Below are 12,434 nucleotides of genomic sequence, written 5' to 3' on the forward strand. Positions count from 1 at the left end.
TTACAATAACCTTATATTATAAGCCTCTAATAAAACACAAACTAATATTTCTTCATTAATATCTTCTACTCGGTAATACCGAAGAGATTTTACTGCTTTTCTTTTCTCTGACACTAAAAATTTATTGTATTTTTTAAGATTTGTTTTAGCATAAAATCCAACATCAACAAATCCTTTTTTAGTTGCATTAAAATAACACAAAGGCTTATTATTTAAATAATAAAACGGAAGTTTCCATTTATACAACAATTCTGCTTCACTAAAGTTCGCTTCTATTAAAACCTGAAGGTATAACAAAATTGACCTTAATGATTCTTCTTGTTTTATAATATACTCTTCTGCTGGTTTCATCTTCTAAAATAATTAAATTTTAAAAATTTGCTTTTATCTTCTTAAGAATATCTTCTAAACCATTTAGTTGTAGCTCATAAACCAATCCCATCATTTTACCCAACTTACCGTCAGGGAAACCTTTGTTTTTGTACCACACTATATAATACTCAGGAATATCTACTAAATAAACTCCTTTATATTTACCAAATGGCATTCGCATTTTGGCGGTATCTATTAAAAATTGTTGATCTGGTATCATTTAATAGTATTAAAAATTATATTGATAAAAAATTAATTATCAATCTTAAAACCTGGTTTTACATATCCTTTGGGCACATTTTCTGGCGGAACAGTTAACACATTACCATCTCTAACAGCATTGTAATGCGGAGATAGTATTTCGATACCTGCTTTGTGTAACTCATTTTTAATACTTTCATGTAAATGAGAATATATTACAGCAGCTTTTTCTGGATTTTTAGTATGACAATTTATTTCATAATTGATATAAAAATCATCTAAACTTTTCACTAACACAAAAGGCACAGGTTTATCTAAAATCATCGGAGTATTTTTTGCTCCTTCAACTAAAGCCTTTATCACCTCTCCACTAGGCACATCGTAACCAATAGTTACAGAAGTGTGCAAAATTACCCCAACATCTTCTGTCGCATTTTTACTAAAATTGATGATATGATTCCCTAAAATTGATGAATTAGGAATGGTAACATCAATATTTTTAATTGTTTTAACTCTTGTAACCAATAAACTTCTTTCGGTAACATCACCAATAGTAGTTCCTATTTCTACACGATCACCAACTTTAAAAGGGCGCATATAAGTAATTACAATACCGGCAACAATATTAGATATTGCTGCTGTTGAGCCCAAAGAGAATAAGACTCCAAAAAAGATAGAAACACCTTTAAAGCCATCAGACTGAGAACCTGGTATGTATGGCCAACAAATTATTACAGCAAAAGCAATTATAACCACTCTTAATAAATTAAAAGTTGGCTTGGCCCAATCTGCATGAAAACCATCTAATTTTACAGCCTCACGCTCCAACTCACTCGTTAAGTACTTTAAAAACTTTAATAGGTATTTGGTACCATAAAAAATCACAATTATAAAGAACAAGCCAGGTATAAAATCTAAAAAACCTTCAACTATAAAGTATACTGGCTTTAATAAATACTCAAAAGCTTTTTTTGCATACGCTTCTGTTTCTGGTATAAAACTAAAAACAAGCGGTAAATAAAAGATTAAAAACAAAATACTTATTGCATATCTTAAGGTTTTTGTTACAAATTTTAAGATATGTTTTTCTCTTCTTGGTGTTATAAACTTAAAGAAATTAACTAATTCGATTTTTCTAAAAAAGAAATTTCGATCTAACTTATCTAACTTAGATTGAAACCAATTGAAAAGTTTTTTTAGTAAATAAAAAAACAGGAAAATTCCTAAAATAGACACTCCAAAATATGTATAACTTAAAATCATGTTTTTTAAAAGTGTTAGATGTAAAAATGAGTATTTTTAAAAAGAAAGTCATTAACCTCTTTATTACTCGTAATTTTATACAAACTAAAACCCCCGTTAAGCAGGGGGTTTTTAGTTATTCTTTTCCGTCTACGTAGTCTTGTAAATACGAATATCGCGCTGCTAATTCCCCTTTGCTAGTTGTCATTTTTGATCTTGCTAAAACACCCTCTTTATCATTATTAAAAAACGACGGAATAACATGTTTTAAAAACATCTCACCAAAACCTTCACTGGCATCTTTAGGTAATTCACAAGGTAAATTATCTACCGCCATTACCGTTATTGCTTCAGCACTTTTAAAATCGACTTCTTTTTCTGTTTGCGGATCATAACCATAAATGGGATCGGCAATTGTAGATGCTTTTATTGTCGATGCAACTGGGCCATCAACATCACACGAAATGTCTGCCACATATTTTATCTTAAATTCTGCTGATTTAGCATCTTCTCTTGTATATAAATAAGGTGCTTCGTTTCCGTAAAAATGACCAGCAATAAAGAAATCTGTTTCCTTTGCGTATGGCATAAAATTACTTTCATAACCTGTAGGATCTTTATAAAAAGCTGCCTTATCCCCTACCTTACCATCTTTACGCTTTGCATATTCCATAACATCTGCCATGCAATATACCGGTTCTGTAAATGTTGATGTCAAATACAAGGCATCAGAAACTTGCTTTATACCTAAATAATCTAAAATTTCTTTAGCTCCGTATGCAACTTTACCTGTTCCTGTTAATAATATTTTAAAATTCGGAAGTTTAATTTTATCTAACGCATCTTTTACAGCGTTTAAATCTGCCAATGTTTCTACTTTAGGTAAGGTAAACGTATTTTCTCGTAAACCAATTGCTCTAAATCCGTTATAAGCACCAACTAAACCTGCGTAACGACCAAAACCGATTAAACGCGCTCCGTTTTCTTTAACAATTGTTTCATGGTCAAACATTTCAATGTTTTTTGCCAACATTTCTTTTAACAACTTACGGTTATATGGTTGTTTTTTGATGGTATGACTAAAATAAAAATATTTTTTATTAGGAATTAAGCTCTCTACAGGAACTTCTTTTACTCCTAATAAAACATCGCAATCTGAAACGTCTTTTACCACTTCAAAACCAGCTTTCTGATAGTCTTCATCTGTGAAAATTCTAATATCAGAACTTTCTACAACTATTTCAGCTTGTGGAAATTGTTGTTTAAATTCTTTTAATTTTTGTGGTGAAAATACGACACGCCTATCTGGTGGGTTTTTACGTTCTTTTATGATTGCAAATTTCATACTTATATTTTATTTTTTTGAAGCCCTGCGAATTTACTCTTTTTTATAGGTTTGTACAACCTTGTTTTTATTATCTTTGCCGACCGCGTTAGGGATTGAAGCATTTGTTGAAGCTCCTTGAAAAGAGCGACTGCGAAAAGCCCGCCCGAACGCCCAAATGATTGGTATAGTTTTTGACTAATTATTTGACATAATGGGGACGACTGGTTTTGACAGCGAGGCCAGTGATAATGTAAGCATACCGAGGAGCGAAGAGATACACTCGTTAAACTTTTTTTCAACTTTTTAAACGGCGAGAATAACTACGCTTTAGCTGCTTAATCCGAATCATAGTAGGATTGGCCTAGGCACACAAGGTGTGCAAGCTTTATGTCCACGGATAGCCTTGATTTACGGCGCTTCACTTTTGGATATCGTAAAAGTAAATATAGAAAACTTGCTGCTTCGACAGGTTTTTGAAGCTAAAGAAGATAAGCTTTTAACAGATTGTTCTTAATCAGTTATAAGTCGAAAATTAAGAAAGAAATAAGTATGTAGAAAGCATTTGAGCTGCTTGTTTGGACCCGGGTTCGATTCCCGGCGTCTCCACAATTAAAAACCTCAACTAATTGCAAGTCAATTAATTGAGGTTTAATTATTTTTGTTTTAGTCAGCATTTAGACAGCTTTATCAAATTAACACTACTTTAATTCATTAATAGCTTTTAATAATTCATTCTTTTTATAATATATTCTACCTTGAATAGAATAAGCTTGTATTAAACCATTATTTTTCCAATTATAAACAGTTTGTCTCTTAACCTTAAAAAGCGTTGCTGTTTCTTCTATTGTTAGAAGTTCATCATTCTTTTCTGAAGTTTCAACTTTTTCTGAAGACAAATCCGTTTTATCTTGTTTTACGATTTTATTTCTTTTCTTCAACAACTTAAGAGTACGCTTAGTATTCTCTTCAAATATTTTTAAACCTTCCGATATTCCCTCACTTGAACTTTTGATTAAAAACTCTAACAAAACACTTCTTACAACTTCAATTACCTCAACATCATCATATTCAAATATTGAGTGAACAGATTTAGGATTGAAAACATCATATCCATTATCCTCAAAAGTTTTAACTATATGCTGTAAATATGCACTTTGCTTAATCAATAGATGCTTGTTCTTAATTTTCTTTGTTTTCTCTCCTAAAAACACACCATTATTCATGTTAAACTCAACAGGACTAAGAGTGAAGATATAAGACATACTTAAAGCCTTGCATAAATCATGTAATAACTCACAATATACATGACTGAAATAAGTAGGAAATATTGTCTTAGAATTTATATACTTTTCTAAATCTACATAAAGAGGAAACCATTTATCAATATTATCATGTTCATAAAAACTGAATTTATTATCGTGATAAACGATATTATTAATTTCATTTATTTTTTTTGACAGTTCCATCTTTATCGATATTATTTGACAAAGCTAAACAATTGATTAAAAAATAACATGAAAAGAAAGAAGAAACCAATAAGGTTTCTTCTTGTTACTTTAAATTATTCCTTACCCCCTTCTATAGTTAAATTTCAGATTAACAACTATGTCAATTATTGATTCTCCAAGTCTATGTGAAAATTTAAAAGTTAATGGTATAAAGTTCTTACTTAAGTTAAATTTAATAGTTGACATTTTACATAAAAATTATGCAATAAAGCATCAGATAATAGATGATGATTCAAATCTTAATGAATGAGAATTTCATAAGTTTCTATACTTTTACTCTATTGCGGATTAACACTTAACTATTCTACTCTTATAGAATAATTTTAATATAAGGTGTAATTCATGTGAAATAGACCTAAAATCAAGTTTATTTATTTACAAATGTGGGGGATTATGCATGTTTATAATAGAACAAGAACGCTCCCCCCACATTTGTATGTTTTTAATTTAAAAATTTACAGGAAATCAATAAAATAGAACCAAAATAATCATCCGATTAAATTGATATTTATAATGTGAAATTTTTACATTAGTCGTAAGTAATGTTTTTATTAAAACAAATTACAACCTAGGATTTAGAAATGATAGAAAAGTACAAAAAAGAACAAACTGAAATTCTGATTACTAATATTTCATCGGATATTGATGATTCATTAAGAAAAAAAATAATGGATTATAGACTAGTTACATCAGTATTCCATAACAAAAAATTAATATTAAAATATATTTCAAAAGAAAAGTTAAAATTAAGTGAATCTATAAATAGCGTAACCTATAAATCAAGAAGAGGAATAGATCAATATCTTGAATATCTATTAAAGGATCCTTATAATGATTATTTACGAAGAGATGCTGTTGAAACTTTTATAATAAGTTCCATTTTTGGTGCTTATAAACACAAGTCGGGGATAAACTTTTTAGATCCTAAAATGTATCGAGAAGTACAAGAGTTAGATCCTATTAAAAGCTTTATTCAAAGAGCTATTCTTCTAGAATATAGTTTTTTTTTAACCGATGAAATTGATAAGGTAAAGCAAATTAAAAAGACCAAGGGAGAAAAGATCCCTCAAAAAAACTCTAATAGCAGTATATTAAAATGGATTGGAGGAAAAACATCATTAACTGAATTAATAAAAGCACTTATTGAAAATGGAAACATTAAAATAGAAAAAGAAGGTGTTATAAGTAATGAAAAAAATCAAAAAGTTATTTTTGAGAGCCTTACAAATATTCTAAACTTTAATATATCTAAGCCAGACAAATTTGTTCAAAATATTAAAAATCGTAATAACGATGTTACAACCAAATTTCTCGATAGTTTAAGCTCAAGGCTAAAAGAATATTTTAATAAAAAAGAAAAAAATAATAAAGAAGAAGATAACAGTGAAGAAAATATTTATCAAAAAAACTCTAATATTAGCAATTTAAAATGGGTTGGAAAAGACATAGAATTAGCTGAATTGATAAAAGCACTTATTGAAAACGGAAACATTAAAATAGAAAAAGAAGGTGTTATAAGTAATAAAAAAAATCAAAAAGCCATTTTTGAGAGCCTTACAGATATTCTAAATTTTAAAATACAAAGTCCAAATAAATTAATTCAAGAGATAAAAGCCAATAATAAAACCCCATTCATTGACACCTTAAGCTTAACCTTGAAAAGGTATTTTAACGAAAAAAACTAACAGTAGTACCCTAGTAGTATCCTTCAGATATTGAACAGTAGCCGCATTTTTGCAAAGTATCAAAATAAATACTTAAAAAAATGAACCAAGTGCAATTAATCGGAATCACCCAAGAAGAACACCACCTGCCTATCTTTAGGTATATCGATAAAAAAATCGATGAATTAAAAAAACTGTGTCAACCCAAAGAACCAGTTAAATATTTAACTAGACATGAAGTAGCAGAAATGCTATCAATGGACATCTCTAGTGTTCACAACATGAGCAAAAAGGGAATCCTACAAAAACACCAAATTTCTGGTAGAATTCTCTATATCAGATCAGAAGTAGAAGATTCGATTATTAAACTAATTTAATAATTAGCTCAAAAAAATCATATCAAAATCTGTAGCGTTATAGAACCTACACAGATAATTCTACATAAAGTCAAACATCATAAATCTTAAAAATTACGTGTACCAGTTGGGGCTTTATGTTTCTTTTCTATAATAACAACCTATTTCCCCTAACTGGTACACCATAACAAATATAATATGAATAACGAGTATTATTACTTTTCACCCCATACGCTTAATCCAAAGATATACAATCGCTTGGAAGCTGGCGCAACGTACAAGACATTAGACGAAGACACTAGAGATTTGCTAGATATATTGGTAAAGCAATATCCAAAAGGAGAAGCAACAGAAAGTCCTATAGATTACTGTTCTAGATTCATAATGAAACACAAGAGCGAACTCTACGAATTAAAGAAACTTAAAGGAGCTTCCTTAAAATATTTCCTTGCAGAATATTTAGAATTTCATTTTCAATGGGGTGCTAGTACCAGATCCTTTGGAAAGAACTCTGGGAAAAGAGCAGAAAGAATAACTGAAGAGGAATTGATTGAAGAAATGACGAATCCAAATGGATCAATTAAAAAGTTATTAGATTCTTCAGGAGGAGACCTATCCGAAGTAAAACCTTTCTTACCTGCAATTATGATATCGCTTGAAACCAATACAAGAGACAAAGCCATTATGAAGTTCAAACATACAGGTAAATTTTGTTTTGACTTCGATAAACTAGAAGACTCCAAAGAAGCTATTAAATGGATGAATAAAGTATGGAAAGGCACCAAAAATGTAAAGCCATACATGGGGTTTATATCCCCAAGGGCTAAAGGATTTAAAATATTCTGTCAAGTAGATCTTTCAAATCCTGATTTTCAAAATGATTTTAGCTTAGAAGAAAGAGAAAGTGTTATGAGACATCATAAGGTTTGGTATGAAGGTGCAAGAAAAGAATTAGCAGCAGCTTTTCCAGAACTAGAAGACAAAATTGATATATCTACTAACGATCCTCAACGTCTAACTTACTTGCCTTTCATAGCAGATAAAGCTAACAACTTCAAATATAACCTCTCTCAAGTTTCCAACTACTCAGAAATTGTAACTATTGAAAAGGAACAAGTTCGTAAGGAACTCCTTAAGAAGATCTCTGAAAACAAGGCTGAGGTAGACAAGATCATGAAAGCTCAGAATATAAAATCTGAAGTAGATGCTTATCATCTTTTAATAAAGAATAAATCTCATCATTTTGATTTAGAGTACGAAACAGATAAATTTATTAAAGTAATAGATTTTATAGAAGATTTATCACTTAAAGATGATAGAGTTTCTAATTGGGTACACGAAAAATTTAACGATTATCACGCATTAAACAAGTTATGCTGGGTACTATATGGAGTATTTGGTGATTTAGCAATTGAACAATTAAAAAGACTAATTCCTGAAGGATCTAATAAATTAGATGAAGATCATAATGATTATCGTTGGGCAATCAGATCAAAAGATAGTTATACTGAAGAACAGTTAAGTTCATTATCACTTGGAGTATTTTACGAATTGGTTAGAAAATTGGAAGGTGTAAAAGATTTTCTTTCAGAACAGTATAGATTATCTTCAGGTAAAGTAACCGATTTTAAACTACTTAATGATTATTACGAAACCTATACAAGAAATAAAGGATTATACGAAGAAGATGATAACAAAGCTGATTTATCCGAGTTTTTAGATGAAATCACCAATTATATTGATAAAAAGAAAGTAAGATTGCCTTTAATTAAAGAATTAGAGACTATTCCTGCTGAGATTACTTTAGGATATAATGACTATCTAGATAAAGATGTTATGCACAATTTATTTCAAAATAAATATGCTGACAAAAGAATCTTTTGCCTTCGAAGTCAATGTGGCACAGGAAAAAACAGCATTGCTGGTCATCCAGATTTCAAGATGAAAGGTAGGACTATATTAAGTGAACCATTTATGGCGATTCAAAATCAGATTGCTAAAGAAGCATGGGATGAAGAAAACAGACCTGATCAAGTTTTTGTCAATTCCAATATTGAAAATACTCTTAAAAGTTTCAAAAAGAAAGATACAGAAGTTATTAGAGTCAATTATGAAAAAACCTTAAGAGGAAAAGAACTCCCAAAATCGGATAACTTAGTTGTTCATTGCACTTATAATCAAGTACTGAATATAAGTCATGAAGAGATGACTACTTTCGATTATATCTTCATTGATGAAGCTCATACATTGTCTGATGGACTTGACTATAGAGCTGATGTTATTTCTAGGCTCATACATCACATTATTGAATTTGTTGCAAAAAAAATAAAGTGTAAAACTAAAGTTATTTTCATGTCTGGAACTCCTAATGTTGAAACCCATGTTATACCAGAGCTAATGGAGCGTTATCATATAAAATCACTATTCCAAAGAATTATAGTTGATAAAAATTACGAAAGGAAACCGATTATACATTTAACTCATTTAGATACAAATAATTCTTCTGAAAGATTTGATGAGGTTGTAAATCAAATGAATAAATATTTAAAAGAAGAAAGAAAAGTATGTCACATTTTTAACAACAAAGCTAAAATGGACGATTGTATCAGAGAGATTCAAACCAAATTATCTTCTGATATTAAAGTTGGGGTATTTTATTCAGGGTCAGAAGGAAAATGTACACAAAATATATTATCAGGTAAATTTGGAGATTATGATATAGTTCTTGCAACAACTTTTTTCATAAATGGTATTAACATAAATAAAGATGGACTTACAAAAGAAGGGGGAATCTCTACTCAAAAATATGGTGTGATCATAGATTTAGGAGTTTTTCATACTAAAATTAGTGCTATAAATGCAATTCAAGCAATTAATAGATTTAGAAATAGACTAATTCACAGCACAGTATTCTTACCAAAAATATTTAAACCAGACCCCAAGAATTCTTCAAGAAAGTTTAGTTTTAGAAATGCAGGAAAAACACTTCTTGGAATCAACAAGTATAACTATCATTTACTAAGTACTAATAAAAACGCTACTCCCAACGAGATAGTAGAAGAGGAAGAAAAAGAGAAAGTCCATTTATTAGGAGAAGTAAGAAAAAATCCTAAAAAAGTAACACTAAAAGATATTACAATATTTACTCAAGAAGAAGATAATAAAAAGCTTGTAATAGATAGTATCAGTAAAAAAGGAAGAATGTATGAGGATTGGTTTTGCTCTTTAGATGGATATCATCTTTTAGCTAAAGATGCAGGATTTAATTCTATTATTAAACATAAAAATATTGGTGAACCCCTTAAGGAAATGACCGAAGATCAAATAGATTTAGAAAACGAACTTATAAGTAATTTATTGAATGATGAAAGAGCTATGGATTATCTTGAAAACCAAATAGATCCAGAGAGAAGAATATATGTAAAAGCTTCTGACAAGATATCAGATCCTCTTAGCACAAATATTGGAAATTTCACTACTATAGAATCGATTAACGATCGCTATATTATTCAAGGTGATTTTCATTTTTCTCATGAAAGAGCTGTAAATAAGTTAATAATACACCATTTAAGATTATGTTATCTATATGGTTCCGACAAGGCTATTAAAATCTTACGTTTTTTAATAAACCCAGAGGCAGACTTATTAATTTCCAAAAACTCAAGTTACCTCAAAAATATTAATAAATATATAAACTCTTGTAATGCCACTCAAAACAGCAAACTGATTCAAGGCATAAATTATATAAAAGCCTTAGACTTTCTATCAGAGAAAAAATTAGGAATTATCAAAGAAGTTAAACCTACTTACATATCGTATACAATTCCTAATGTGGATTTAGTAAAAGATCTTAAAAACATGTGGGCTAAACAGCAACATGAAGACACCATGTATAAGTTAGATGTCTCTAATTCTAAGGAAAAGGAAGAACTTAAAAAATATTATTCGAATACGGAGTTAATAAAAATACCTGATTTAAAGGAATTAGAAACCCAATTAGATAAATTATCTAATTACACTTCCCTAAAGTATTCTAAAACAGAAAATCTTAAAACCTTAGAGACTATAATTATACCTAGAGTTCTCAGAAGTAAAAAATTACTATCTGATATGGATATAGAAATCAACGAATTTGTTGAGCCTGAATTATCCGTCACTAAAGATAATTTAGATGAGTTGACTAAGTTTTGTAACAATAATTTAATAAAGTTGAAATCTTACGTAAAACCATTATTGAAATCAAACAATAATTACATACAAGATATATTTAATTCTCTTGAAGATAAATTAAAAAATAAAGACATTTATAGCTCCATAGAATATGTAGATAATTTAATTGAAAACCCTATTGTACCTAATTTTTTAGGTGAGTCTAATATTCTCAACAAATTAAAAATTGATTTTAGCAAATGGGATGGTTTATTATTAACTTCTTTTAAGACTTCTGAATACACCAGTTATTTGAAACTTAAAAATTTAAAATATATACCTTTTATTCATAAAACATTTTTCTGTGAAGAAGGATTCAAATTAGAGAGCTTAGACAATAAGTTCACTCTAGATTTAAATGAAAAAGATGTATTTAATTCTTTGAAAAAAAAATCTAAGCTATTTAAAGGTGCTAGAAAAACAAGATTAAGAGAGGGCTCCAGTAGAGTTACTCTAAATTCAAATACTACAAAGACTTCCTATGTGGTTCTAAACAAAAAAGGTGACATCATTTATTCAGACTTCTCTCTTACCAAAGCTTGTAAATTTTTATGCCAACATGCTTTTGACAATGACAGATTTGTAATGAAAGATGGAAGTACTCCTCCTAAAAGTTTTAATAAAGGTATTTATAATTCTGATACATTTAAAAGAGATTATTACTCTAATAGTTCTGAAAGTAAATCAATTGCAAATTATAGTATAATAGTATTTGACGTCAATATTCAAGACTACAGAGATCATTTAGATAGATTAAAAAAAGCACCAAAAAATAAAAAGAAAATTGCCTAATTTTTTCTAGAAGAAGCTATCAATTATAATTAATCTTTAGTTAGAGAGTAAGACAACAAGAAACGATTAATGTTTCTTGTTGTTTTTCTTTTTCATCTCTCCAAAAAAGAAATAATTTCGCTCATCATACTTTCCCACGCAAACCAAGTTAACCAATTAAAATATTGGGTTTCATCTTGTGGACTTGGTTTGTTTTCTAATTTACCACAATCACATTCAAATTCATCTAAAATTTGCAATATTGACAAATGATATTTTTTAGCGAAAGCCACTGTGTCTTTGTAATAAATCATACCAGAAACAGATCCGCTGTTCGCTGTATAATAATCTTGAGGATGCTCCTTAAGTCTATTCCACTCCACATTTCCTTGCTTTAATAGTTTCTTATGGAAATTCGGAAATGAGCTGTAATTTTCCAAGAAATTCTTTTTACTCTTTTTAGCCATAATAGTAAATTTTAAGTTTACCATAAGGTCATTTCGTAAAATAAAGGTTGTATTTAATCGTAGAAAAACTACAACAAGCTATAGTCGGGAAATGTCAAAACTTTACATTCAATTTAATTGAAACTCGCCCCACATTTGTATGTTTTTAATTTAAAACTTAGATGTAAATCTATCTGGATTAAGCCTATGTATAGATTGAAAAGTAATAACACTTGTTATTCATTTTATGTTTGTTATGGTGTACCAGTTAGGGGAAATGGGTTGTTATTATAGAAAAGAAACATAAATCCCCAACTGGTACACGTAATTTTTAAAAT

Annotated in this window: 9 protein-coding genes and 1 other RNA gene; 4 read left to right on the forward strand and 6 right to left on the reverse strand. The window is 29.2% G+C overall.

Annotated features, from left to right (window positions below; all coding sequences use genetic code 11):
- The 4 genes from H0I30_RS07330 to H0I30_RS07345 all read right to left on the reverse strand — a co-directional run bounded on the left by H0I30_RS07330 (position 1) and on the right by H0I30_RS07345 (position 3,160).
- Positions 1–351 (reverse strand): DUF1801 domain-containing protein, encoded by a 351-nt coding sequence (locus H0I30_RS07330; protein WP_218771222.1) that lies wholly within the window; start codon positions 349–351, stop codon positions 1–3.
- Between the two features lie 19 nt (positions 352–370).
- On the reverse strand, positions 371–592 hold the full coding sequence (locus H0I30_RS07335) for a DUF3820 family protein (RefSeq protein WP_218771223.1): 222 nt from the start codon (positions 590–592) through the stop codon (positions 371–373).
- Positions 593–624: 32 nt separating this feature from the next.
- Positions 625–1,836 (reverse strand): mechanosensitive ion channel family protein, encoded by a 1,212-nt coding sequence (locus H0I30_RS07340; protein ID WP_218771224.1) that lies wholly within the window; start codon positions 1,834–1,836, stop codon positions 625–627.
- 115 nt (positions 1,837–1,951) lie between these two features.
- Positions 1,952–3,160 (reverse strand): NAD(P)-dependent oxidoreductase, encoded by a 1,209-nt coding sequence (locus tag H0I30_RS07345; protein WP_218771225.1) that lies wholly within the window; start codon positions 3,158–3,160, stop codon positions 1,952–1,954.
- A 195-nt stretch (positions 3,161–3,355) separates the two neighbouring features.
- Between H0I30_RS07345 and ssrA the strand changes: the two genes are divergently transcribed.
- Positions 3,356–3,751: a transfer-messenger RNA gene (gene ssrA, locus H0I30_RS07350) on the forward strand.
- An 89-nt stretch (positions 3,752–3,840) separates the two neighbouring features.
- On the opposite strand, the gene H0I30_RS07355 is transcribed toward ssrA, so the two are convergent.
- Positions 3,841–4,608, reverse strand: coding sequence for a helix-turn-helix domain-containing protein (locus H0I30_RS07355; protein ID WP_218771226.1), 768 nt, complete (start codon positions 4,606–4,608; stop codon positions 3,841–3,843).
- Positions 4,609–5,231: 623 nt separating this feature from the next.
- Between H0I30_RS07355 and H0I30_RS07360 the strand changes: the two genes are divergently transcribed.
- The 3 genes from H0I30_RS07360 (at position 5,232) to H0I30_RS07370 (ending at position 11,671) form a co-directional block, all read left to right on the forward strand.
- A complete protein-coding gene (locus H0I30_RS07360) occupies positions 5,232–6,335 on the forward strand; it encodes an RteC domain-containing protein (RefSeq protein ID WP_218771227.1) in 1,104 nt (367 codons plus the stop codon).
- An 80-nt stretch (positions 6,336–6,415) separates the two neighbouring features.
- Positions 6,416–6,691, forward strand: a complete 276-nt coding sequence (locus H0I30_RS07365) for a helix-turn-helix domain-containing protein (RefSeq protein ID WP_218771228.1) — start codon at positions 6,416–6,418, stop codon at positions 6,689–6,691.
- Positions 6,692–6,868: 177 nt separating this feature from the next.
- Positions 6,869–11,671, forward strand: a complete 4,803-nt coding sequence (locus H0I30_RS07370; RefSeq protein WP_218771229.1) for a BT4734/BF3469 family protein — start codon at positions 6,869–6,871, stop codon at positions 11,669–11,671.
- 92 nt (positions 11,672–11,763) lie between these two features.
- Here the strand turns inward: H0I30_RS07370 and H0I30_RS07375 are convergent, their stop codons facing one another.
- The gene (locus H0I30_RS07375) at positions 11,764–12,117 is read right to left on the reverse strand and encodes a hypothetical protein (protein ID WP_218771230.1); all 354 of its coding nucleotides are present in this window, start codon (positions 12,115–12,117) and stop codon (positions 11,764–11,766) included.
- Positions 12,118–12,434: the final 317 nt, after the last annotated feature.

It is taken from the genome of Tenacibaculum sp. AHE14PA (assembly GCF_019278465.1).
In the GTDB taxonomy this organism is placed as follows: Bacteria; Bacteroidota; Bacteroidia; order Flavobacteriales; family Flavobacteriaceae; genus Polaribacter; species Polaribacter bernardetii.

Excerpts from the sequence above, each read along its gene's own strand:
- H0I30_RS07330 (WP_218771222.1), bottom strand. The coding sequence starts at position 351 with ATGAAACCAGCAGAAGAGTATATTATAAAACAAGAAGAATCATTAAGG.
- H0I30_RS07335 (WP_218771223.1), bottom strand. The coding sequence starts at position 592 with ATGATACCAGATCAACAATTTTTAATAGATACCGCCAAAATGCGAATG.
- H0I30_RS07340 (WP_218771224.1), bottom strand. The coding sequence starts at position 1,836 with ATGATTTTAAGTTATACATATTTTGGAGTGTCTATTTTAGGAATTTTC.
- H0I30_RS07345 (WP_218771225.1), bottom strand. The coding sequence starts at position 3,160 with ATGAAATTTGCAATCATAAAAGAACGTAAAAACCCACCAGATAGGCGT.
- H0I30_RS07355 (WP_218771226.1), bottom strand. The coding sequence starts at position 4,608 with ATGGAACTGTCAAAAAAAATAAATGAAATTAATAATATCGTTTATCAC.
- H0I30_RS07360 (WP_218771227.1), top strand. The coding sequence starts at position 5,232 with ATGATAGAAAAGTACAAAAAAGAACAAACTGAAATTCTGATTACTAAT.
- H0I30_RS07365 (WP_218771228.1), top strand. The coding sequence starts at position 6,416 with ATGAACCAAGTGCAATTAATCGGAATCACCCAAGAAGAACACCACCTG.
- H0I30_RS07370 (WP_218771229.1), top strand. The coding sequence starts at position 6,869 with ATGAATAACGAGTATTATTACTTTTCACCCCATACGCTTAATCCAAAG.
- H0I30_RS07375 (WP_218771230.1), bottom strand. The coding sequence starts at position 12,117 with ATGGCTAAAAAGAGTAAAAAGAATTTCTTGGAAAATTACAGCTCATTT.